This window comes from Actinomycetospora aeridis, from assembly GCF_037400275.1.
Lineage (GTDB): Bacteria > Actinomycetota > Actinomycetes > Mycobacteriales > Pseudonocardiaceae > Actinomycetospora > Actinomycetospora aeridis.
The window spans coordinates 501,347-521,745 of the sequence record NZ_JBBEGL010000002.1 but is presented as its reverse complement, the minus strand read 5'-3'; the positions used below and the strand labels follow the sequence as shown (position 1 = coordinate 521,745).

The window sequence follows — 20,399 nt, the reverse complement described above, 5'->3', positions numbered from 1 at the left end:
TCACGCGAGGACGGCGGTGGCCTCGACCTCGACGAGGAGGTCGGGCTCGCCGAGCGCGGTGACGCCGACCAGCGTGATCGCCGGCGTGACCTGGCCGAGGGCCATCGCCGCGCGCATCGCGCCCTCGCCGAACGCGCCCATCTTCTCCGGCGTCAGGTCGACGACGTAGACCGTCATCTTCGCGACGTCGGCGAGCGTGGCGTCGACGCCGGCGAGCGCGGTGGCCACGTTGCGGTACGCCTGGTCGGTCTGGGCGGCGAGGTCGCCCGGGCCGACGGGCGTGCCGTCGGCGGTGCGGGCGACCTGGCCGGACACGTACACAGTGCGGCTCCCGGTGGCCACCGCGACCTGGCGGTAGACGTCCGGAGCGGGCAGGCCGGCCGGGTTGAGCAGGTTGACGGTCATGGTGTCCTCCGTGATGGGATAGCGCTGTTATGTCTCGCTATGTATAGCAGCGTTATGCCACACTGCACAAGTGCCCCGATACCCCGATCCCGCCGTGCGCACCGCACTCATCGAGCAGGCCGCGGCGATGCTCGTCGCCCGCGAGCCCGTCACGCTGCGGGCCCTCGCCACGCGGGTCGGCACGTCGACGATGGCCGTGTACACGCACTTCGACGGCATGACAGGGCTGTGGGGCGCGGTCCGGCAGGAGGGGTTCGCGCGGCTCGCCCGCCGGCTGGCGGACGTGGCGCCGACCGACGACCCCGTGCGCGACCTCGCCGCGCTGGGGGCCGCCTACGCCGCGAACGCCCTCGAGCACCCGGCGCTCTACCGCGCGATGTTCGACGCGGCCGCGGACCTGCCCGACCCCGAGGCGGCCGGCGCCGCGTTCGGCGTGCTCGTCGAGGCCGCGGGCCGGGCCGTCGCGGCGGGGCGGTTCGTCGACGCCGACCCCGTCGCCGTCGCCACCCGCCAGTGGGCCTCCGGGCACGGCCTGCTCCTGCTCGTGATCTCCGAGGTCCTGCCCCGCGAGGCCCTCGCCGAGCACGTGCCGGCGCTGCTCGCCGCCGTGTTCACCGCGGCGGGCGACGACGCCCGGCGGTGTGCGGCGTCGGTGCAGGCCGGCTGGTCGGGCTAGCGTCCGGGTCCGTGGACGCCCCCTCGCCCGCCGCCGCGCTCGTCACCGCGACCCCGCTCGACCAGGCCGCCGCGCTGCGAGCGGGCACCGTCACCGCCGTGCAGCTCGCCGAGGCCACGCTGCGCGCCGCCCGCACCGTCGATGCCCGCGTCAACGCCTTCGCCGCGTTCGACGACGAGGGTGCCGCCGCCGCGGCGCGGGAGGCCGACCGGCGGCGCGCGGCGGGCGAGGACGGCCCGCTGCTCGGGGTGCCGATCGCGCTGAAGGACGACCTCGACGCCGCCGGGCACGTCACGTCGTGGGGCACCCGGGCGCGGTCGACGCCGGCGCGCGCCGACGGGCCCGTGGTCACGACGCTGGCGACCGCCGGGATGGTGCCGATCGGGCGGACCACGCTGCCCGAGCTCGCGCTCTACGGGTTCACCGAGTCCGAGCGCTTCGGGATCACGCGCAACCCCGTCGACCCGGGGCGCACGTCCGGCGGGTCGTCGGGCGGCTCGGCGGCCGCGGTCGCGGGTGGCGCGGTCGGCATCGCGACGGCCAGCGACGGCGCGGGCTCCATCCGCATCCCGGCGTCGTGCTGCGGGCTCGTCGGGATCAAGCCCGGCGCCGGCCGCACCCCCGGCGGTGGCTGGAACGGGCTCTCGGTGCAGGGCTGTGTGACCCGCCGGGTCGCCGACTCCGCGACCTACCTCGACCTCCTCGGCGACTTCCCGACCCCGCTCGCCGCGGCGGCCGAGCAGGAGCCGCCCCGGCTGCGGATCGGCGTCGACCTCGCCTCGCCGGTGTCGCCGGCCCTGCCCCTCGACCCCGAGCTCGAGGCCGCCGTGCGCCGGACCGCGGACCTCCTCGCCGGTCTCGGCCACGACGTCCGGGAGGTGCGCGTGCGCTACGGCGCCGCCTCGACCGGGTTCGTCGCCCGGATGCTGCACGGGCTGGCCGGCGCGGCCGCGGAGGTCGACGACCCGGGCCTGCTGGAGCCGCGCACGGCCGAGGTGGCGTGGATCGGGCGGCGGGTCCCGGACGCCGTGATCGGCCGGGCGCGACGTCAGGGCGAGGCCTTCGGCCGGCGGGTGCTGGCCGACCTCGGCGTCGACGTGCTGCTGACGCCGCCGGCCCGCGGGCCGGCGCAGCCCGTCGGTCACTGGGCGGGTCGCCGCGGGCTGCCGACGATGCTGGCGCTCGGGCAGCACTACGCGCACACCCCGGTCTGGAACCACGCCGGGCTCCCGGCGGCCGTGGTCCCGGTCGGCCGGTCGGAGCCGGGCCTCCCGCTCGCGGTGCAGTGCGTGACCGGGGCCGGCGAGGACGCGCGGCTCGTGTCGGTCGCCGCGCAGATCGAGCGGGCGCGGGGATGACGGGGCTCCCGTGACCTCCCCGTCGTGCCACGTGGATCACGGATGAGCCCGGTGACCGTCGGGTAGCCCGAGCCGGTCCGCCCAGACGACCGATCTCCGCTCCGGGGTACAGCCCTCCGCCCCCCAGCGCCGCGGCGGTCTGCCACCCGTGCCTGCCCGCCGCCGCCCGGCGCGTGTGGGCCCGTGCCGCCCACGAGGAGAGCGATGACCCCAGCGGAGGCGCTCCGGCCCGTCCTGGACCGGCTACGGACCGACCCGTCACCGCGGGGCGAGGGCCGGACGCGCCACAACTTCTCGGTGCTCGCCGCCGCCGCGACCGAGGACCTCGACGTCGCCCGTCTCGCCGAGGCGCATCTGGACGCGACGACGATCCTCGCCGAGCTGGACGGTCCCGCCGTGCCGCCGGGCTCGTGCTGGGGCGTGTGGGCGGCGGAGTCCCCGACCGCCTCCGTGCACGCCCGGGAGGGTCGCCTGACCGGGCGCAAGCCGTTCTGCTCCGGGGCGGCCGGCCCGTGCACGCACGCCCTGGTCACCGCCGACGAGCACCGGTTGTTCGCCGTCGACCTCGCCGACGCCGGGGTCACGGTGCACGCGGGCGAGTGGCAGGCGCTGGGCATGCGGGGCAGCGCGGCCGCGACCGTCGACCTCGACGACGTGGCGGCGACCGAGATCGGCCACACCGGCGCCTACCTCGACCGGCCCGGCTTCTGGCACGGCGCGGTCGCGGTGGCCGCCGCCTGGTTCGGCGGCGCGGTGGGGGTGTCGGCGCCGCTGCGCCGGGCGGGGCGCGAGGGGCGCCTCGACGCCCACGGCCTCGCCCACCTCGGCGCGGTGGACGCCGACCTCGCCGCCGCCCGGTCGATGCTGCGCGAGGCGGCGGCGGTCCTGGACGGGACACCTGACGACACCGTGGAGGCGGCCCGCCGCCGGGCGCACCGGGTCCGCGCGGTCGTCGAGTCGGCCGTCGACAGCGCGCTGTCGCGCACCGGCCGCGCGCTCGGGCCGGCCCCGCTCGCCCGGCACGCCGACCACGCCCGCCGCGTCGCCGACCTCGAGATCTACGTGCGGCAGAGCCACGCCGAGCGCGACCTCGAGACGCTCGGCGGCCTGGTGCCCGCCGACGACCCGGACCCGCTGTCATGAGCCCGTCGCTCAAGGGCGCCGGGACGCCCGAGGACGTGTGGTGGGGCCCCGGCGGGCTGGGGGACGTGCCCGCGCGGGCCCCGGCGGCGGTCCGGCCCGCGGGCCGGGTCGTCGTCGTCGCCCCGCACCCCGACGACGAGGTGCTGGGCGTCGGCGGGGTGCTCGCCGTCTGGGCCGCCGAGGGCACCGAGGTGGCCGTCGTCGCCGTCACCGACGGCGAGGCGTCGCACCCGGACTCGCCCACGCTGACCCCGGCCGCGCTCGCCGACCGGCGCGCCGAGGAGCGCCGTGCCGCGCTGGCGGCGCTCGGGATCGAGCCTGCGGTGGCGCGGCTCCGGCTGCCCGACGGTGCGGTCGCCGCGGACGACGTCGCCGACGGGGTCGCCGCGGTCCTGCGCGCGGGGGACACCGTCCTCGCCCCCGTCGAGGGGGACGGTCACCCCGACCACGACGCGACCGCCGCCGGGGCGGGCGTCGCCGCGGACCGCACCGGCGCCGCGTGCTGGCGCTATCCCGTGTGGCTCTGGCACTGGTCGCGGCCCGGCGAGGTGCCGCTCGGCGACGCGCGGCGCCTCGTGCTGTCCGGCGCCGCGGTGCGCGCCAAGAGCGCCGCGATCGACCACTTCACCAGCCAGATCGCGCCGCTGTCCGGCGACCCGCGGGACGCGGCCGTCCTGTCCGACGCCGTGCTCGCCCGGTTCCGGCGTGACACGGAGATCCTCTGGGGGCCGCGGTGAGCCTGGGACCGGACTACTTCGACGGCCTCTACGCCGCCGACGCCGACCCGTGGGGCATCGAGCGCGGGTGGTACGAGGAGCGCAAGCGCGCGGTCGTCCTCGCGTCGCTGCCGCGCCCGCGGTACGCCCGCGCGTTCGAGCCCGGGTGTGCGGGCGGCGCGCTGTCGGTGGAGCTCGCGGGCCGCTGCGACGAGCTCGTCTGCTGGGACCCGGCGACCCGGGCGGTCGAGGCCACGCGGGCGCGCCTCGCCGACCGCGCCCACGTGCGTGTCGAGGAGGGTGCGCTCCCGGCCCGTGTCCCGGAGGGGACGTTCGACCTGGTCGTGGCCTCGGAGCTCGTCTACTACCTCGACGCCGGCGACCGCGAGGAGTTCTGGCGCGCCGTCGAGGGGTGCCTGCGCCCCGGTGGCCACCTGCTCGCCGTGCACTGGCTGCGCGAGGCGCCGGAGTACCCCGTCGAGGGCACCGCGGTGCACGACGAGCTGGCGTCCCGGCCCGGCCTCACCCGCACGGTGCGCCACGACGAGGCCGACTTCCGGCTCGAGGTGTACGCGCGGGGGCCGGCCCGGTCGGTGGCCGAGGAGACGGAGCTGCGGTGACCACGCCTCGGGTCCCGCCCCTCGTCCCGGTCGGCGTCGTCGTCCCCGCCCATGACGAGGAGGCCCTGCTCGGGCACTGCCTCGCCGGGCTCCGCGCGGCCGCCGCGACCGTGGCGGACTCCGCGACGGTGCGCGTGCTCGTCGTCGCCGACGCCTGCTCCGACCGCACCGCCGACCTGGCCCGCGCGCACGGCGCCGGGGTGCTGTCCCTCGCGGCGTGCAACGTCGGCCGGGCCCGCGCGGCAGGGGCGGGCCTGCTGCTCGACGACGTCGCCTGGCTGGCGACGACCGACGCCGACTCCGTGGTGCCGCCGGACTGGCTCGCCGCCCAGCTCGCGGCGCGGGCCGGGGGCGCCGAGGCGTGGGTCGGCACCGTCGAGGTCGTCGACTGGACGGGGTGGCCGGTCACCGTCCCCGCCCGCTACCGGGCGGCCTACGAGGCCGGTGACCCGCACCGCCACGTGCACGGCGCGAGCCTCGGCGTCGCGGTGCCGGCCTACCGGGGTGTCGGCGGGTTCCCGCCGTTCACCACCGGCGAGGACGTCGCGCTGGTGGAGCGTCTCGACCGGACCGGGCGCCGCGTGGTCCGCGACCGGGCCCATCCCGTCACGACGAGCGCCCGCACCGAGGGCCGCGCCCCCGACGGGTTCGCCGGTCATCTGCGCGGTCTCGCGACGCGTGTGATCCCGGCCGCTTCGGGTACCACCGGGTCATCCTCGCGTCCGGCGATGCGGCGGGAGGACGACGGACCGGCGGCCCGGATCTCCTGAGCGGGACGGCCGTCGACGACACGACCGCTCGAGCCCGGGGCGGTGCGCAGCGACCCTGCCGCGCGCGCCCCGACGAGGGTGCGCGCCCGTAGCTCCGGAGCCACCCCATGATCGAGCCCCGCCCCTCCGCCGCGTCGTGGCGCGCCCACGTCGACACGGCGATCGACCCCCGCTTCGAGCGGGCTTTCGCGATCCTCGACGCCGTCCACGCCGAACGGCAGCGCACCGACGAGCGCCGCGTGTCCCGGATCCTCGCGCTGCGCGGCGAGCTCGCGCAGCTCCTGGCCGCGCTCGACGGCCGGCCCACCGACCGCAGCCCGCGGGAGACGTCGTGACGCCCGACGGGTACGGCGCGTGCGTGAGCGGTCGCCGTGGGTTAACTTCGGGTGACAGTCGTCGGTTGAGACCCTCACGCCGCGACGGACGCCACGGTCCGCCCCTCGGGGCCGGGCCGTTCCGTGACCGTCCGAGGGAGGCTCGATGACCATCGACACCCAGCAGGACCTGTCCGCCCCCGCCCCCACCGTCATCGACGACGTCGACGTGCCGGCGGACCTCGCCGATCGTCGCCGGCGCGCCGTGGCCGAGGCCGTCGCCCACGCCCAGCCCGCCGCCACCGGCAACCGCCGGGCCGCGGTCGGCATCCGCCGCTACGGGCCGGGCTGCGTGGCCCTCGCGCTGCGCGGACGGTTCGACCGTGTCGGGCGCGAGCGTCTGCGGGTCCTCGCCGGCGATCTCGAGCGCCAGGCCGGCACCGAGCTCGTCATCGACCTGTCGGGGCTCGAGGGGTGCGACCCCGGGCTCGCGCGGGTGCTCGCCCGGCTGCGCATCCGGTGCCTGGCCCGCGAGGCCCGCGTGGAGCTGCACGACCCGCCGGAGGCGCTCGCCGCCGAGCTGGGCCAGTTCCGGCTCTGACCGCGGGCAGGTGGCACGGTCGTCGCATGACCGCGTTCACCGACGACGACCTCGCCCACCTGCGCCGCTGCGTCGAGCTCGCCCGCGAGGCGCTCGAGGCCGGCGACGAACCCTTCGGCTCCGTGCTCGTCGGTCCGGGCGGGGACCGGCGCTTCGAGGACCGCAACCGCGAGTCGAGCCTCGACGCCACCCGTCATCCCGAGTTCGAGCTCGCCCGCCGGGCCGGCGCGGAGATGACCGCGGAGGAGCGGGCGGCGAGCACCGTCTACACCTCCGGGGAGCACTGCCCGATGTGCGCGGCGGCCCACGCGTGGGTCGGGCTCGGGCCGATCGTCTACGCGAGCTCGTCGGAGCAGCTGACGGCCTGGCGCGCCGAGCTCGGGGCGCCGCCGTCGCCGGTCCGCCCGATCCCGATCACGGAGGTGGCGCCGGCGCTGCGCGTTGCCGGCCCGGTGCCCCCGCTCGACGAGGAGGTCCGCGCCCTCCACCGTCGTCACGCAGGTATGTGAGCGAACTTCGGTGCTATAGCACCGAAGTTCGCTCACATGGTCAGAAGCCGTCGGGGTCGGTGGCGACGGTCTCGTAGGTGCCGTCGTGGTCGGTGTCGACGGCGCCCGCGTCGAAGTCGCCGTCGTTGTCGGAGTCGACCAGGACCGTCTCGCCGTAGCCGTCGGCGTCGGTGTCGACCACCGCGGTCTCGAACGACCCGTTGTGGTCGGTGTCGGCGATGACCGTGTCGACGTAGCCGTTGTGGTCCTCGTCGGTGGACACCGAGTCGATCTGGCCGTTCGCGTCGGTGGTGTAGGTGCCGACCACCTGGCCGTTGTCGCCGTACACGGTGCCGTTGCTGAACTGGTAGTTCTCGCTCATGGTCGTTGCTCGCTCTCGGTGAGTCCCGGTGCCCGTCGTGGTGGGCGTTCGGCACTCTGACGGCGCGGGTGAGCAGGGATGTTCCCGGTCGAGCACGCAATTCTCTGCGCTGACCGACGGTCACGCAGCGTCAGTCGTCGTCCCCGTCGTCGTCGTTGTCCCGCAGCCCGCCCTGGGCGGCCTCCGCAGGGGTCACGACCTCGACGCTGCCGAACGCGCCGTTCGCGTCGATGACCACCTCGGGCAGCGACGCCCCGCCCGGCGGGAGCTGGCACGCCTGCTCGCAGCGCGTGCTCCCGAAGATCATCGTGCCGGTGGTGCGGGCGACCACGCCGGGCGGCACGACGACCTCGGTGCTCCCGAACAGCGTGCCCACCTCGACCTCCGGGTCGCCCGGCACGACCTGCACCGTGCGGTTGCCGAAGACGCTCGCGCCGTCGTCGGCGGTGACGAGGTGCCCGCCCACGAACACGGCGGTCGCGGCGATCACCAGGGGCACGACGGCCTTGCCGATCCGCTCGTGGAACGGGGGCCGCGACGGCTGTTGCGGCGCGGGGGCCGACGACGCGGGCCGCGGCGCCGGCGCCGCCCCCGGGATGTCGGCGACGAGGGCGTCGAGCTCGCGCTGGGTGCGGGCCGCCCAGGCCTGCTGGGTGCGCTCGTCGTACTCGACGAGCGTGAGCACGCCGTCGTCGAGGGCGGTGCGGAGACGGTCGTCGGTGGCCTTCCGCTCGCGGTCGCCGATCCGCATCTCGGGGGGCTCCGCGCTCATGCCCCCATCCTGCCCGCACGGCCGGTGTGGCGATGGTTCACCCGCCCCCGCCCGTGGTGCCGCGACGGGCCGTCAGCAGCGCCCGGTCGTCCGGGTCGTCGGTGCGCGCGAGGGCGGCGTCGAGGGCCGCGCTCGCCTCGCCGTCGCGACCGAGGCGGGCGAGGAGGTCCGCGCGGACGGCGTGCAGCAGGTGGTAGCGGTCGAGGCGCTCGGCGAGCTCGTCGACGATCGTCAGCGCCCTGGCCGGCCCCTGGGTCTCGGCGAGCGCGACCGCGCGGTTGAGCGCGACGGTCGGGCTCGGGGCCAGCGCGAGCAGCTGGTCGTGCAGCGCGACGATCTGGGCCCAGTCGGTCGAGGCCGTGTCCGCCGCGGTGGTGTGGACGGCGTTGATCGCGGCCTGGACCTGGTACGGCCCGGGGGCGCCGCGGCGCAGGCAGCGCCGGACGAGGTCGAGGCCCTCGGTGACGAGGTCCGCGTCCCACCGCGTCCGGTCCTGGTCGGCGAGCAGCACCCGCGACCCGTCGGCGGCCGTGCGCGCGGGCCGGCGGGCCTCGGTGAGCAGCATGAGCGCGAGCAGGCCCAGCACCTCGGGCTCGTCGGGCATCAGCTCGGCCAGCAGGCGGCCCAGCCGGATCGCCTCGGCGGCGAGGTCGTCGCGGGTCGCCGTCGCGTGGCCCTCGGTGAAGACGAGGTAGACGACGGCCAGCACGCCGGGCACGCGGTCGGGCAGGTCGGCGTCGTGGGGCACGCGATAGGGGATGCGCGCGGCCCGGATCTTGTTCTTCGCGCGCACGATCCGCTGGGCCATGGTGGCCTCGGGGACCAGGAAGGCGCGGGCGATCTCGGGGGTCTCGAGCCCGCCGAGCAGGCGCAGCGTCAGGGCGACCCGCGCGGGCAGGGCGAGGGCCGGGTGGCAGCACGTGAAGATCATGCGCAGGCGGTCGTCGTGCACCGGTCCTCCCTCCTCCTGGTCGGGCTCGTCCGGCGGCGGCTCCTCCCGGGCCGCGCGCGCCTCCTTGTCCCGCCCCACGGCGTCGCGGCGCAGGCGGTCGAGCGCGCGGCGACGCGCGGTGGTGACGAGCCAGCCGCCCGGGTTCGGCGGGACGCCGTCGGCGGGCCAGCGCGACAGCGCGACGGTGAGCGCGTCCTGCACGGCGTCCTCGGCGAGGTCGATGTCGCCGAGGACGCGCGTCAGCGTCGCCACGCAGCGCCCGTACTCCTCGGTGACGATCCGGGTGATCGTCACCGAGGACAGGGGCTCGCTCACGGCGCCCAACTTCTTCAGGGGGCCCAGTGGAAGGGCCGGACCTCGATCGCCAGGCCGATGGCCTCGGTGGAGCGCCGGCCCCAGTGCAGGGCGGCGTCGAGGTCCGGGACGTCGATGATCGTCAGACCGCCCACGTACTCCTTGAGCTCGACGAACGGGCCGTCGGTGACCAGCACGTCGTCGCCGCTGCGCCGCAGGACCGTCGCGGTGTCGGGCGCCTCGAGGCCGCCGGAGAACACCCAGACGCCGGCCTCCTGCATGTCGCTCTGCAGCTTCGCGACGTTGCCCATGATCACGTTCATCTCGTCCTCGGCCGGCGGCTCGCCCTCGGAGGGCGTGACGACGCTGAGCAGGTAGTGGGCCATGGGGTCCTCCACGGTGTCGGGGGTCGTGCGGGCCCGGCGCCCGCACACCCCTCCACGAACGGCACCGGCGCCGATCGACAGGTCCGACGAAGATTTTCCGGACGAGTCCTCAGGGGCGGGTGAGGTCGCCCGGAGTATGACCAGAGGGCGCGAGTGCCCGCGTCATGCCGGCACCTCCTGCGGCTCCCGTAGCCACGTCACGCTGATCGCGAGGATCCACACGACGAACAGGCCGAGCGGGGCGGCGATCCCCCCGAGCAGGCCGTTGCCGGAGTTCCAGGGGCCCGTGAGCGTGCCGACGCCGCCGACCGCGCCCACGTTGGCGAGCACGCCGACGAGCGCGAGCCATCCCGACCAGTCGGGCAGGACCTGCGAGCCGAACGCCACGACGGCCATCGCCACGAAGAACGCCACCCCGGCGAACGCGGCCGGCGCGGCGAGCACGAACCCGCCGACGTGCAGGGTGTACGCGCTCGCCGGGTCGGTGCCCGCCACCAGCCCGGCCGCCATCACCAGCCCGATCGCCACCGCGTCCCCTCTCGCCGAGCGCGTTAGTAGACCGTATCGTCTAATTCGTGGACAGGGACCCTTACGTGCGCTTCGCCCCCGGCTACGGCCGCCACCGTCGACCGGACCCGCGCATCGCCGCGCTCGTGGACGCAGCCCTCGGCGGCGCCCGACGGGTGGTGAACGTAGGCGCAGGGGCCGGGTCCTACGAGCCGGCGCGGCGGACCGCCGTCGCCTGCGACCCCTCGCCGGCGATGCTGGCCCAGCGCCCGCTCGGGTCGGCGCCCGCCGTCCGCGCCGAGGCGGAGGCGCTCCCGCTCGCCGACCGGGCCGTCGACGCCGCCCTCGCGGTGCTCACCGTGCACCACTGGCGCGACCCCGCCGCGGGCCTCGCCGAGCTGGTGCGGGTGTCGCGACGCCAGGTGGTCCTCACCTGGGACCCCGCCGTGATGCGCCGCTTCTGGTTGATCGCGGACTACCTGCCCGAGATCGGGGACGCCGAGACCGGGCTGGCGACGCTCGACGTCGTCGTCGCCACCCTGACCGGTCCCGGCCGGCGCGTCGCGATCCGGCCGGTGCCCGTGCCGGCGGACTGCACCGACGGCTTCCTCGCCGCCCACTGGGCCCGTCCGCACGCCTACCTCGACGCCGCCGTCCGCGCGGCCGCCTCCGGGCTGGCGCGCCTGCCGGCGCCGCTCGTCGCCGCGGCGGTCGAGCGGCTCGCCGACGACCTCGCCGCGGGCCGCTGGCACCGGCGGCACGGAACGGTCGCCACCGGGAGCAGCGCCGATCTCGGGTACCGGCTCGTCGTGGCGCGCTAGTCCTGCAGGGCGGCCCGCACCGCCCGGCCGAGCGGGTCGCGGAGCTCCGGCGGGGGTGGTCGCCGGGCGAGGAGATGGCGCCGGATCGCGCCCAGGGGGAGGTCGACGACGGCGAGAACGGTCCGCTCGACGGCCTCGCGGTCCGCCCGGCCGTGCAGGCGCCTCGCCAGGTCCGCCACCCCGCGCTCGATCGGCGCGTTCACCGTCGTCAGCCCGCGGGCGAGGTCCTCGTCGCGGATCCCCCGGTCGACGTCCTCGCGGCGCAGCGTGATCAGCAGCGCGGCGTCGTCGGGCTGCTCGCGGGCGAAGTCGTACAGGGTCAACGCCGCCGCGCCGCCGACCGTCACGGCGTCCCCGGAGCCCTCGAGCGCGGCGAGGAACCGGTCCTGCGAGGCGCGGACGGCGCGCAGCCACATCGTCGCCAGCAGGTCGTCGAGGGTGCCGAAGCGGTGGTAGATCGAGCCCTTCGGCGCACCGCTGGCCACGACGATGCGGTCGACGGTGGCGGCGCGCACGCCGTCGGCGAGGACCAGTTCCCGCGCGGCGTCGAGGATGCTGCCCGCCGGGTGGCGTTCTGCTCGGCCCACGCCGCGCTCAGTACAGGAGCGTGCGGTAGTTGTCCGGGGCGTAGCGCTGCTCGAGCTCGTCGAGCGAGGAGTCGGGGCTCGTCCGGTGCGCGATCTCCGCGACGCTCGGGAGGTCGGCCGGCGACCAGGCGTCGGGGTCCCACAGCCCGGAGCGCATCAGGGCCTTGGGGCAGTGGAAGAAGACCTCGTCGACGGTCACCTCGACGAGGATGCGCGGGCGGTGGCCGCGGACCTCGAAGGCGGCCGCGGCGTCGGGGTCGAGGAGCAGGCGAGCGCGCCCGTTCACCCGGAGCGTGTCGCGGCGCTGCGGGACGAGGAACAGCAGGGCGACGTGCGGGTCGCCCAAGATGTTGATCATCCCGTCGACGCGGCGGTTCCCGGGCCGGTCGGGCAGCAGCAGGGTCCGGTCGTCGGCCACGAGCACCGCGCCCGCCGGGTCGCCCTTCGGCGACACGTCCAGCGAGCCGTCGGAGCCGGAGGTCGCCAGCAGGTGCAGCGTCGAGGCGTCGATGAACGCCCGGTCGACGTCGTCGAGGACGGGACGCACCTTGGTCACGGCCCTGGCCACCGGCTCGCCGACGACCGCCCGCAGCTGCTCGACGTCGGTGATGACCGTGCCGCCGCGCGTCCCCGACCCGCTCCCCACCTCGTCCACCGGCCCGAGGCTACGGTCCCGCGGGCGGCGGTGCGAAGAGCCGGCGCTGCACGGTCCGGAGCACGTCGGCGCGGGTGTGGCTGCCGTGGCCGGCGGCGATGAGGGGATCGGCGACCGCCACCGCGAAGGCGATCAGGCAGCGGGCCTCGAGGTCGTCGGAGTCGGTGCACACCGGCCCGAGCAGCTCGCGCAGGTAGGAGATGCGCAGGTCGTCGACGCGGCGCAGGCGCTCGCCGACCGCCGCGTCACGCCGGGCCCAGTCGCGGACGGCGAGGTCGATCGGGCGCAGTTCGGCACTGAAGGTGAGCTCGGCCGCCCGCCGGGCCCTCGTCCGGGCGTCGCCCCCCTCCTGCTCGACCTGCGCGAGCACCTGGTCGGTGCTGCGCGCCTCCCACGCGTCGAGCACCTCGGTGAGGAGGGCGGGCCGGTCGGCGAAGTAGCCGTAGAAGCCGCCCTTGCTCACGCCCAGCGACCGCGCCAGGGACTCGACCTGTACCGCGTCGGGCCCGCCGGTGGCCAGCGCCTGCAGCCCCGCGTCGATCCAGCGGTGGCGGGGCGTGCGGGCGAGCGCCACGGCGGCGGTCCTCCTCGGGCTCGGGTCTGTACGGCACCGTACAGACGCTGCTAGCGTCGGCGTCGTATACGACCCCGTATAGATCGAGGGGACCGCGATGACCACGACACACGCCGCCTCCCACGGCCTGCGGCTGCCGCCCGGCCAGCGCGCGGTCGAGGGGTTCCCGCGCTTCGGCACCCACCTCCACCACCCGGCACCGGAGGTCCCCGCGCACCACGCGATCGAGGTCCGCGGGGCCGTGCGCGCCCCGTTCTCGGTGTCGATGGCCGACCTCGCGCGGCTGCCGCGCCGCGAGACGACCGCGGACTTCCACTGCGTCGCCGGCTGGTCGGCCATCGACCTGCGCTGGGAGGGCGTCGGGTTCGACTGCTTCTACCGCGAGGTCGTCGCGCCCGCCCTCGACCCGGCCGCCGTCGTCACCCACGTCGTCTTCGGCGGGCTCGACCACCACCGGTCGGTCGTGACGATCGAGGACGCGCTGGCGGGCGACGTCCTGCTCGCCGAGAACCTCGACGGCCGCCCGCTCGACAGCGACCACGGCGCGCCGGTCCGGCTCGTCAGCCCGAGCCAGTACGGCTACGTCAGCACCAAGCACCTCAGCCGGATCGAGGTCCGGACGGCGCCGCCGACGACCTCGCACGGCTCCCTCGCGCTCCGGCTGCTCGAGGAGCACCCGCGGTCGCGGGTCTGGGCGGAGGAGCGCCACGGCACCCTCCCCGGGCGGTGGGTGCGCCCGGTGTACCGGTGGCTGATCCCGCCGCTGCGCGCGCTCTGCGCCCGGGGTGGCTCAGCTCCGCGTGGGGCCGCCGAGCAGTAGCGCGAGCGCCCGTCCGGAGTATGTGAGCGAACTTCGGTGCCATAGCCCCGAAGTTCGCTCACGTGGGGGTCAGCCGCCCCAGGTGACCTGACGCAGACCGTGCCGGTCCGGCGGACCGGGCTGGGCGGCGCCGTCGGGGGAGACGGGCGAGCCGTGCGACGTGCCGCCCTCGCGGGCCTCGCGCTGGTCGCCGCCGGACGGGGTGGCGCCCGCGTCGAGCTCGGCGATCCGGGTGCGCAGCACCTCGATCACCGGCATCCGCGACGCGTGGGCGCGCTCGTGCTCGAGCAGCCCCTCGACCTCGTCGCGCTCGAGCGAGCGGATGCGGTGCTTCACGGTCTCGACCGTCGCGTGGTCGAAGTCGGGGAACGGGGTGTCGGCTGTGTCGGCTACCGGGGACCTCCTCGCGCGGATGGGAGCCCGAGGCCTACCCGCTCAGGGCGCGGGCGCACCCTCCTCCGGGCGGGTGAGCAGACCGATCACCCGCTTCTTGACGAGGACGCCGACGGTCAGGGCGACGATCACCGCGACGACCAGCCCGGCCCACGAGAACCGCTTGAGCCACGTCTCCGCGGCGATCCCGAGCGCGTACACGGCGGCGGTGGTGCCGAAGGTCCACAGGACGCCGCCGACGACGTTCGCCGGCATGAACTTGCGGTACGGCATCCGCAGTGCCCCGGCCAGCGGCCCGGCGAGGATCCGCAGGATGGCGATGAAGCGCCCGATGATGACGGTGAGGACGCCCCAGCGCTCGAAGGCCCGCTCGGCGATCGCGACGTGCGACGGCCCGAAGTGCTTCGGGAACCGCCGTCCGGCCGCCTCGAGCAGCCCGATCCCGTAGCGGCGCCCGACGGCGAAGCCGATCGAGTCGCCCACCACGGCGCCGACCAGCGCCGCGACCGCGACCCAGATCGCCGAGATCGCGAGCTCGGGACGCGTGGCCATCAACGTCGCGCTGACGAGCACGACCTCGCCGGGCAGCGGGATGCCGAGACTCTCGATCCCGACCACGCCGAGGACGGCGAGGTACACCGCCAGCGGCGGGATCGCCTGCAGCCACTCAGCGATCACGCTGGTCTCCCCTCACGGTCGGTCCGCCCTGAGCATGACGCACCGTGGCCGTTGCCGACAGCGGTTGCGTCGTCAAGGCGACAGCTGGCCCGGGAAGAAGAACGGAGCGTGACGACTGTCAGGCGCTGCGCAGTGTCCGGCTCCGGCCCCGGAACTCCGCGATGACCTGCCCGTCGCGCGGCCGCGACACCGTGACGTCGTAGACGCCGCTGCGCCCGAACGCGACCCGCTCGCTCGCCTCGGCCAGCAGCACGTCGCCGCGCTGGGCCGACGCGACGAAGACGATGTCCGCGGCCGCCGCGACCGTGACCGGGCCCGGCGAGTTGCAGGCGCACGCGAACGTCGAGTCGGCGAGCAGGAACAGGTAGCCGCCGTGGCACATGCCGTGGCCGTTGACCATCTCGTCGGTCACCGGCATCGAGATCCGCGCACGCCCCTCGGTCGCCTCGTGCAGCTCCATCCCGAGCTTGCGCGAGGCGGCGTCGTCGTCCCACATGCGTCGCACGGACGCGGCGATCTCAGGCATCGCGCCCCTCCGACCGCTTCGCCACCAGCGTCAGGACGTCGTACTTCGCCACCGGGTCGCCGGCCGCGTTGACGACCTCCGCGTCCCAGCGCACCTCGCCGTACGCCGCCGAGGCGCGCGGCGAGATCTGCTTGGCGGTCAGCGTGATCGTCAGCTCGTCGTCGAACTTCACCGGCGTCAGGAAGCGCAGGGCGTCCACGCCGAAGTTGGCGAGCACCGGACCCGGCGCCGGGTCGACGAACAGGCCCGCTGCGAACGACACGACGAGGTACCCGTGGGCGACGCGCTCACCGAAGAACGGGTTCGCGGCGGCGGCCTCGGCGTCGAGGTGGGCGTAGAACGTGTCGCCGGTGAACTCGGCGAAGTGCTCGACGTCGGCCTCGGTCACCCGGCGCGGACCACCGACGACCGTGTCGCCGGGCCGCAGGTCCTCGAGGTGCTTGCGGAACGGGTGCTCGTCGGTGACGGTGCGCGCGCTGCCCGGCACCCACCGCCCGGTGATCGCCGAGAGCATGTCGGGGCTGCCCTGGACGGCGGTCCGCTGCATGTGGTGGGCGACGCCGCGCAGCCCGCCCATCTCCTCGCCGCCGCCGGCACGCCCCGGCCCGCCGTGCACGAGCTGCGGCATCGGCGAGCCGTGGCCCGTCGACTCCTTCGCGTCGGTGCGGTCGAGCACGAGCAGGCGCCCGTGCCACGGCGCCGTGCCGAGCACGACCTCGCGCGCGAACTCCGGGTCGGCGGTGACCACCGAGCCGGCCAGCGAGCCCTGCCCGCGGGCGGCGAGCTCGATCACCTCGGAGGTCGACGAGTACGGCACGACCGTGGAGACCGGCCCGAACGCCTCGACCTCGTGCACCGCGGCGGAGTCCGGATCCGCCCGCAGCAGCACCGGCGAGAGGAACGCGCCGCGCTCGGCGTCGGCGCCGGTGACCTCGACCTGCTCGGGGTCGCCGAACACCACCTCGGCGGCGTCGGTCAGCGACTTCAGCGAGCGGCGGACCTCCTCGCGCTGCTCCGGCCCGGCGAGCGCGCCCATGGTCACGCCGTCGGCCGACGGGTTCCCGACGACGACGGCCGCGAGCTTCTCCCGGACGGCCTCGACCACCGCGTCGGCCTGCGCGGCCGGCACGAACGCACGCCGGATCGCCGTGCACTTCTGGCCCGCCTTCACCGTCATCTCGGTGACGAGCTGGGAGACGTAGAGGTCGAACTCCGGCGTCCCGGGCGTCGCGTCGGGCCCGAGGATCGAGCAGTTCAGCGAGTCGGCCTCCGCGGTGAAGCGCACCGCACGCGCCGAGAGCACCGGGTGGGTGCGCAGCTGCCGGGCGGTGGACGCCGAGCCGGTGAACGAGACGAGGTCCTGCTCGGTGAGGTGGTCGAAGAGGTCGCCGGTACTGCCGGCGAGGAACTGCACCGCGCCGTCGGGCAGCAGCCCGGACTCGACGATCAGCCGCACGAGCTCGGCGGTGAGGAACCCGGTCGGCGTCGCCGGCTTGATGATGGACGGGACACCGGCGAGGAACGCGGGCGCGAGCTTCTCCAGCGGGCCCCAGACCGGGAAGTTGTAGGCGTTGACCTGCACGGCGACGCCCTCGAGCGGCGTGTACACGTGCTGGGCGACGAACGTGCCGCCCTTGCTCAGCGGCACGACGTCGCCGTCGAGCCACGGACCCGCGGCGGGCAGCTCGCGCTTGCCGAGCGAGGCGTACACCTGCAGTACACCGATGCCGCCGTCGACGTCGAACTTCGAGTCGCCCTTCGTCGCGCCGGTGCGCGCCGAGACGGCGTAGAGCTCCTCGCGGTGCTCGCGCAGGTACCCGGCGAGGGCCTTGAGCAGCGACGCGCGCTGGTGGAACGACAGCGCCCGCAGCGCGGCCCCACCGACACGGCGCCCGTAGCCGGCGACCGCGGCCATGTCGATGCCGTCGGTGGACAGGCGGCCGATCTCCTCGCCGGTGACGGCGTCGGTCATCGCGCGGCCCGCGGAGGCCGGGACGTCCGGGGTGACCCACTCGCCGAGGACGTGGCTGGCAACGATGCTCATCAACGAGCTCCTACGTGTCGTAGTCGACGGTGATCTCGTCCGAGACCGGCAGGGCCTGGCAGGTCAGCACGAACCCGGCGTCGACCTCCTCGGGCTCCAGCGCGAAGTTGCGGCGCATCCGCACCTCGCCGACGGTCACCTGCGCCCGGCAGGTGCCGCAGACCCCACCCTTGCAGGCGAACGGCAGGTCGGAGCGGGCGCGCTGGGCGGCGTCGAGGACGGGCTCGGTCCGCGGCAGCGTGAGAACCGACGCGCGCCCGTTGACGATCACCGTTACCGTGGCGCCGCCGCTGTCGTCGACGACGTCGTCCTCGGCGCGGTGCACCTCGGGCGGCGGTTCGTCGACGTAGAAGAGCTCGCGGTGCACCGTCCGCCGCTCGACACCGAAGCCGGTGATCACCTCGGTGGCGGCCTCGACCATGCCGAGGGGCCCACACAGCCACCAGTGCGCGACCTCGCCGACCGGCACCAGCGCGCCGATCAGCGTGCGCAGGCGCTCGGCGTCGAGGCGCCCGTTGAACAGGTCGGCGGCGGTGGGCTCGCGGGAGAGCACGTGGACGAGCTGCAGGCGCGGGCCGTAGCGGTCCTTGAGGTCGGCGAGGTCCTCGCCGAACATCACGGTGTCGCTGCGGCGGTTGCCGTAGAGCACGGTCACGCGGGTGTCGGGGTGGGCGGCGAGCACGGTCGCGGCGATCGAGAGCACCGGCGTGATGCCCGAGCCGGCGGCGACGAGCACGTGGTGCTCGCCGGCCGCGACCTCCGGGCTGAAGCGACCCTGCGGTGGCCCCACCTCGATCTCGTCGCCGGCGGCGAGCCGGTCGACCAGCCAGGTCGAGAACAGCCCGTCGTCGACGCGGCGCACGCCGATCCGCGGGGCGGCGCCCTCGGGCGCGCAGATCGAGTACGAGCGGCGCTCCTCGCCCTGCTCCGTCGCCAGGCGCAGCGTCAGGTACTGGCCCGCGCGGAAGGCGTAGTCGTCGCCGAGGTGGTCGGGGACGGCGAAGCGCACCGCGACGGCGTCGTCGCAGAGACGCTCGACGTCGGCGACGCGGAGGCGGTGGAAACCGGGGACGGCCTCGGTGGCGCGATCGTCGGTGACGGCGGCCGTCATCAGATCTCCTTGACGTGCTCGAACGGCTCGCCGCAGGCCCGGCAGCGGCGCAGCGCGGTGCAGGCCGTCGGCCCGAAGCGGGAGCTCTCCTCGGTGTCCGGCGCGCCGCACTGCGGGCAGGCGACGGTGCGGGACGGGGCGACGAGGGTCAGCGGCACCGGGCCGGCCGCGGCGCGCGGACCGATCCGGCCGGGCGGGGCGACGCCGGCCTCGGCGAGCTTGCGCCGACCCTCGTCGGAGATCCAGTCGGTGGACCACGGCGGGCTGAACGTCGTGCGCACCTCGACCCGGTCGTGGCCCGCGGCCTGCAACGTGCGCCGCAGGTCGGCGCGCATCTCGTCGAGCGCGGGGCAGCCGGAGTAGGTGGGGGTGATGGTCACGACCACCGTGCCGTCCGCGGTGGTCTCGACGCCGCGCAGCACGCCGAGGTCGGCGAGCGTGAGCATCGGCATCTCGGGGTCGACGACGTTCTCGGCCGCGACGCGTGCGTCCGTGGGCTCCGTCGTCACCATGTCGCCTCCGGGTGCGCGCGGGCGAGGGACTGCATGACGGCGAGGACCGTGCCGAGCGACTCGGTGTGCACGCCGTCGCGGCCCCCGCGCCCGCCGACGAGACCCACCGCGGGGCGTTCGGGGCGGGTCAGCGTGGCGACCGGCAGGACCTGCTCGAGCACGGCGTCGACCTCGTCGCGGAGCTCCGCGGGGTCGACCGCGACGCCGGCGGCCGCGAGGCGCCGCTCCACGGCGTGCGGGAGGAAGAGCTCCTCGACGAACGGCCAGACCGTGTCGAGACCGGCCTGCATGCGCGCGTGCGAGAGCTCGGTGCCGTCGCCGAGGCGCAGCGTCCACTGGGCGGCGTAGTCGCGGTGGTAGGTCAGCTCCTTGACGGCCTTGCCCGCGACCGCGGCGAGCACCGGGTCGCGGCTGTCCGTGAGGCGGGTCATCAGCGCCAGGCGCCAGCTCGAGAGCACGAGGATCCAGGCGATCGTGCGGCCGAAGTCGCCGGCGCCACCGGAGTCGCTCTCGACCAGCGTGACGTTGCGGAACCCACGGTCGTCCCGGAAGTAGGTCAGCACGTCCTCGTCGTCCTGTGGCAAGGGTCCGGCTCCGCTCCGCTGCGCGTCCCACGGCCCGGCGCGGAACGGTTCGGCGGCGCCGAGGTGCCCGGCGCGCGAGAGCAGGACGCGGGCCTGCCCGAGCAGGTCGAGCGCGATGTTCGCGAGCGCCACGTCCTCCTCGAGCTCCGGGGCCTTCGCTGTCCAGCCGGCCAGACGCTGGGAGGCGATCAGGGCGTCGTCGGCGAGCATGAGGCAGTACGTCGCGAGGTCGTCGCGATCGACGCCGTCGGGCACCGGCGCGTCGATCTCGGCGGAGCCGGCGTCGAACCCGGTGCCGAAGGCCCAGCGGCCGTCGTCGTCGGCGGTGGCGAGGGCGTCGTAGACGTTCTCGTCGTGGTCTTCGCTGTGCATCAGAGGTGGGGGACGTCGTCGGGGATGTCGTAGAACGTGGGGTGCCGGTAGACCTTGTCGCCGGCGGGCGCGAAGAACGGGTCCTTCTCGTCCGGGCTGGACGCGGTGATCGCGTCGCCGCGCACGACCCAGATGCTCACGCCCTCGTTGCGCCGCGTGTAGAGATTGCGCGCGTTGTGGAGCGCCATGGTGTCGTCGGGGGCGTGCAGCGACCCGACATGCACGTGGTTGAGCCCGCGCTTGCCGCGGACGAAGACCTCGTAGAGGGGCCAGGTCGCCCTCGGGGTGCCGTCGAATCTCGGCTCGCCCTCGACGTGGGCGGTGGTGTCGTCGGCCAT

General features: G+C 75.7%; 28 protein-coding genes. 11 read left to right on the top strand and 17 right to left on the bottom strand.

The genetic code is table 11. The annotated features are described in order from the left end of the window. The gene (locus WCD41_RS08015) at positions 1-405 is read right to left on the bottom strand and encodes a RidA family protein (protein WP_337712883.1); all 405 of its coding nucleotides are present in this window, start codon (positions 403-405) and stop codon (positions 1-3) included. Positions 406-475: 70 nt separating this feature from the next. On the opposite strand from WCD41_RS08015, the gene WCD41_RS08010 reads away from it, so the two are divergent. The 9 genes from WCD41_RS08010 (at position 476) to WCD41_RS07970 (ending at position 7,112) form a co-directional block, all read left to right on the top strand. After that, complete coding sequence (locus WCD41_RS08010) at positions 476-1,081, top strand: TetR/AcrR family transcriptional regulator (protein WP_337712882.1); 606 nt, start codon at positions 476-478, stop codon at positions 1,079-1,081. A gap of 11 nt (positions 1,082-1,092) precedes the next feature. Continuing rightward, on the top strand, positions 1,093-2,439 hold the full coding sequence (locus WCD41_RS08005) for an amidase family protein (protein WP_337712881.1): 1,347 nt from the start codon (positions 1,093-1,095) through the stop codon (positions 2,437-2,439). Between the two features lie 204 nt (positions 2,440-2,643). Further along, positions 2,644-3,582 (top strand): acyl-CoA dehydrogenase family protein, encoded by a 939-nt coding sequence (locus WCD41_RS08000; RefSeq protein ID WP_337712880.1) that lies wholly within the window; start codon positions 2,644-2,646, stop codon positions 3,580-3,582. After that, on the top strand, positions 3,579-4,319 hold the full coding sequence (locus WCD41_RS07995) for a PIG-L deacetylase family protein (protein WP_337712879.1): 741 nt from the start codon (positions 3,579-3,581) through the stop codon (positions 4,317-4,319). The genes WCD41_RS08000 and WCD41_RS07995 overlap by 4 nt, the downstream gene beginning before the upstream one ends. Further along, positions 4,316-4,918 (top strand): class I SAM-dependent methyltransferase, encoded by a 603-nt coding sequence (locus WCD41_RS07990; protein WP_337712878.1) that lies wholly within the window; start codon positions 4,316-4,318, stop codon positions 4,916-4,918. The genes WCD41_RS07995 and WCD41_RS07990 overlap by 4 nt, the downstream gene beginning before the upstream one ends. Beyond that, on the top strand, positions 4,915-5,688 hold the full coding sequence (locus tag WCD41_RS07985; protein WP_337712877.1) for a glycosyltransferase family 2 protein: 774 nt from the start codon (positions 4,915-4,917) through the stop codon (positions 5,686-5,688). The genes WCD41_RS07990 and WCD41_RS07985 overlap by 4 nt, the downstream gene beginning before the upstream one ends. Before the next feature lie 107 nt (positions 5,689-5,795). Continuing rightward, positions 5,796-6,023, top strand: a complete 228-nt coding sequence (locus tag WCD41_RS07980) for a hypothetical protein (protein ID WP_337712876.1) — start codon at positions 5,796-5,798, stop codon at positions 6,021-6,023. A gap of 145 nt (positions 6,024-6,168) precedes the next feature. Beyond that, positions 6,169-6,603 (top strand): STAS domain-containing protein, encoded by a 435-nt coding sequence (locus tag WCD41_RS07975; RefSeq protein WP_337712875.1) that lies wholly within the window; start codon positions 6,169-6,171, stop codon positions 6,601-6,603. Positions 6,604-6,629: 26 nt separating this feature from the next. Continuing rightward, positions 6,630-7,112, top strand: coding sequence for a nucleoside deaminase (locus WCD41_RS07970; RefSeq protein ID WP_337712874.1), 483 nt, complete (start codon positions 6,630-6,632; stop codon positions 7,110-7,112). A 40-nt stretch (positions 7,113-7,152) separates the two neighbouring features. Here the strand turns inward: WCD41_RS07970 and WCD41_RS07965 are convergent, their stop codons facing one another. The 5 genes from WCD41_RS07965 to WCD41_RS07945 all read right to left on the bottom strand — a co-directional run bounded on the left by WCD41_RS07965 (position 7,153) and on the right by WCD41_RS07945 (position 10,405). Continuing rightward, positions 7,153-7,473, bottom strand: a complete 321-nt coding sequence (locus tag WCD41_RS07965; RefSeq protein WP_337712873.1) for a hypothetical protein — start codon at positions 7,471-7,473, stop codon at positions 7,153-7,155. Positions 7,474-7,603: 130 nt separating this feature from the next. After that, positions 7,604-8,245 (bottom strand): DUF1707 SHOCT-like domain-containing protein, encoded by a 642-nt coding sequence (locus tag WCD41_RS07960; protein ID WP_337712871.1) that lies wholly within the window; start codon positions 8,243-8,245, stop codon positions 7,604-7,606. 37 nt (positions 8,246-8,282) lie between these two features. Further along, entirely contained in the window at positions 8,283-9,512 is a 1,230-nt protein-coding gene (locus WCD41_RS07955) for an RNA polymerase sigma factor (RefSeq protein WP_337712870.1), read from the bottom strand. 14 nt (positions 9,513-9,526) lie between these two features. Further along, positions 9,527-9,877, bottom strand: a complete 351-nt coding sequence (locus WCD41_RS07950; protein WP_337712869.1) for a YciI family protein — start codon at positions 9,875-9,877, stop codon at positions 9,527-9,529. 162 nt (positions 9,878-10,039) lie between these two features. Then, on the bottom strand, positions 10,040-10,405 hold the full coding sequence (locus WCD41_RS07945) for a hypothetical protein (RefSeq protein WP_337712868.1): 366 nt from the start codon (positions 10,403-10,405) through the stop codon (positions 10,040-10,042). 47 nt (positions 10,406-10,452) lie between these two features. On the opposite strand from WCD41_RS07945, the gene WCD41_RS07940 reads away from it, so the two are divergent. Further along, positions 10,453-11,205, top strand: a complete 753-nt coding sequence (locus WCD41_RS07940) for a class I SAM-dependent methyltransferase (protein WP_337712867.1) — start codon at positions 10,453-10,455, stop codon at positions 11,203-11,205. Here WCD41_RS07940 and WCD41_RS07935 read toward each other — a convergent pair. From WCD41_RS07935 to WCD41_RS07925, 3 genes are read right to left on the bottom strand one after another with little or no spacing between them, the layout of a single operon-like run. Further along, positions 11,202-11,792 (bottom strand): TetR family transcriptional regulator, encoded by a 591-nt coding sequence (locus WCD41_RS07935; protein ID WP_337712866.1) that lies wholly within the window; start codon positions 11,790-11,792, stop codon positions 11,202-11,204. The two genes, WCD41_RS07940 and WCD41_RS07935, sit on opposite strands and share 4 nt — an antisense overlap. Before the next feature lie 7 nt (positions 11,793-11,799). Next, positions 11,800-12,447 (bottom strand): MSMEG_1061 family FMN-dependent PPOX-type flavoprotein, encoded by a 648-nt coding sequence (locus tag WCD41_RS07930; protein WP_337712865.1) that lies wholly within the window; start codon positions 12,445-12,447, stop codon positions 11,800-11,802. 10 nt (positions 12,448-12,457) lie between these two features. Beyond that, positions 12,458-13,021 (bottom strand): TetR/AcrR family transcriptional regulator, encoded by a 564-nt coding sequence (locus WCD41_RS07925; protein ID WP_337712864.1) that lies wholly within the window; start codon positions 13,019-13,021, stop codon positions 12,458-12,460. A 97-nt stretch (positions 13,022-13,118) separates the two neighbouring features. Here WCD41_RS07925 and WCD41_RS07920 point away from each other — a divergent pair, with 97 nt between their 5' ends. Continuing rightward, on the top strand, positions 13,119-13,841 hold the full coding sequence (locus WCD41_RS07920) for a molybdopterin-dependent oxidoreductase (protein ID WP_337712863.1): 723 nt from the start codon (positions 13,119-13,121) through the stop codon (positions 13,839-13,841). A gap of 69 nt (positions 13,842-13,910) precedes the next feature. On the opposite strand, the gene WCD41_RS07915 is transcribed toward WCD41_RS07920, so the two are convergent. The 8 genes from WCD41_RS07915 to paaB all read right to left on the bottom strand — a co-directional run bounded on the left by WCD41_RS07915 (position 13,911) and on the right by paaB (position 20,399). After that, positions 13,911-14,255: a DUF8129 domain-containing protein gene (locus WCD41_RS07915; protein ID WP_507237353.1), complete on the bottom strand. Its 345-nt coding sequence runs from the start codon at positions 14,253-14,255 to the stop codon at positions 13,911-13,913. Between the two features lie 21 nt (positions 14,256-14,276). Beyond that, positions 14,277-14,912: a DedA family protein gene (locus WCD41_RS07910; protein WP_337712861.1), complete on the bottom strand. Its 636-nt coding sequence runs from the start codon at positions 14,910-14,912 to the stop codon at positions 14,277-14,279. Positions 14,913-15,030: 118 nt separating this feature from the next. Further along, entirely contained in the window at positions 15,031-15,438 is a 408-nt protein-coding gene (gene paaI / locus WCD41_RS07905; RefSeq protein ID WP_337712860.1) for a hydroxyphenylacetyl-CoA thioesterase PaaI, read from the bottom strand. Beyond that, the gene (paaZ, locus tag WCD41_RS07900; RefSeq protein WP_337712859.1) at positions 15,431-17,482 is read right to left on the bottom strand and encodes a phenylacetic acid degradation bifunctional protein PaaZ; all 2,052 of its coding nucleotides are present in this window, start codon (positions 17,480-17,482) and stop codon (positions 15,431-15,433) included. Before paaZ ends, paaI begins: the two co-directional genes overlap by 8 nt. Before the next feature lie 10 nt (positions 17,483-17,492). Beyond that, positions 17,493-18,593 (bottom strand): 1,2-phenylacetyl-CoA epoxidase subunit PaaE, encoded by a 1,101-nt coding sequence (gene paaE, locus WCD41_RS07895; RefSeq protein WP_337712858.1) that lies wholly within the window; start codon positions 18,591-18,593, stop codon positions 17,493-17,495. Next, positions 18,593-19,105: a 1,2-phenylacetyl-CoA epoxidase subunit PaaD gene (gene paaD, locus WCD41_RS07890; RefSeq protein ID WP_337712857.1), complete on the bottom strand. Its 513-nt coding sequence runs from the start codon at positions 19,103-19,105 to the stop codon at positions 18,593-18,595. Before paaD ends, paaE begins: the two co-directional genes overlap by 1 nt. Beyond that, complete coding sequence (gene paaC, locus WCD41_RS07885; protein ID WP_337712856.1) at positions 19,099-20,061, bottom strand: 1,2-phenylacetyl-CoA epoxidase subunit PaaC; 963 nt, start codon at positions 20,059-20,061, stop codon at positions 19,099-19,101. The genes paaD and paaC overlap by 7 nt, the downstream gene beginning before the upstream one ends. After that, positions 20,061-20,399 (bottom strand): 1,2-phenylacetyl-CoA epoxidase subunit PaaB, encoded by a 339-nt coding sequence (gene paaB, locus WCD41_RS07880; protein ID WP_337713338.1) that lies wholly within the window; start codon positions 20,397-20,399, stop codon positions 20,061-20,063. Before paaB ends, paaC begins: the two co-directional genes overlap by 1 nt.

What these genes read in the sequence shown, in the direction of transcription:
- WCD41_RS08015 (WP_337712883.1), bottom strand. Translation starts at nt 405, where the DNA reads ATGACCGTCAACCTGCTCAACCCGGCCGGCCTGCCCGCTCCGGACGTC.
- WCD41_RS08000 (WP_337712880.1), top strand. Translation starts at nt 2,644, where the DNA reads ATGACCCCAGCGGAGGCGCTCCGGCCCGTCCTGGACCGGCTACGGACC.
- WCD41_RS07995 (WP_337712879.1), top strand. Translation starts at nt 3,579, where the DNA reads ATGAGCCCGTCGCTCAAGGGCGCCGGGACGCCCGAGGACGTGTGGTGG.
- WCD41_RS07980 (WP_337712876.1), top strand. Translation starts at nt 5,796, where the DNA reads ATGATCGAGCCCCGCCCCTCCGCCGCGTCGTGGCGCGCCCACGTCGAC.
- WCD41_RS07975 (WP_337712875.1), top strand. Translation starts at nt 6,169, where the DNA reads ATGACCATCGACACCCAGCAGGACCTGTCCGCCCCCGCCCCCACCGTC.
- WCD41_RS07970 (WP_337712874.1), top strand. Translation starts at nt 6,630, where the DNA reads ATGACCGCGTTCACCGACGACGACCTCGCCCACCTGCGCCGCTGCGTC.
- WCD41_RS07965 (WP_337712873.1), bottom strand. Translation starts at nt 7,473, where the DNA reads ATGAGCGAGAACTACCAGTTCAGCAACGGCACCGTGTACGGCGACAAC.
- WCD41_RS07960 (WP_337712871.1), bottom strand. Translation starts at nt 8,245, where the DNA reads ATGAGCGCGGAGCCCCCCGAGATGCGGATCGGCGACCGCGAGCGGAAG.
- WCD41_RS07950 (WP_337712869.1), bottom strand. Translation starts at nt 9,877, where the DNA reads ATGGCCCACTACCTGCTCAGCGTCGTCACGCCCTCCGAGGGCGAGCCG.
- WCD41_RS07920 (WP_337712863.1), top strand. Translation starts at nt 13,119, where the DNA reads ATGACCACGACACACGCCGCCTCCCACGGCCTGCGGCTGCCGCCCGGC.
- paaI (WP_337712860.1), bottom strand. Translation starts at nt 15,438, where the DNA reads ATGCCTGAGATCGCCGCGTCCGTGCGACGCATGTGGGACGACGACGCC.
- paaZ (WP_337712859.1), bottom strand. Translation starts at nt 17,482, where the DNA reads ATGAGCATCGTTGCCAGCCACGTCCTCGGCGAGTGGGTCACCCCGGAC.
- paaE (WP_337712858.1), bottom strand. Translation starts at nt 18,593, where the DNA reads ATGACGGCCGCCGTCACCGACGATCGCGCCACCGAGGCCGTCCCCGGT.
- paaD (WP_337712857.1), bottom strand. Translation starts at nt 19,105, where the DNA reads ATGGTGACGACGGAGCCCACGGACGCACGCGTCGCGGCCGAGAACGTC.
- paaC (WP_337712856.1), bottom strand. Translation starts at nt 20,061, where the DNA reads ATGCACAGCGAAGACCACGACGAGAACGTCTACGACGCCCTCGCCACC.
- paaB (WP_337713338.1), bottom strand. Translation starts at nt 20,399, where the DNA reads ATGGCCGACGACACCACCGCCCACGTCGAGGGCGAGCCGAGATTCGAC.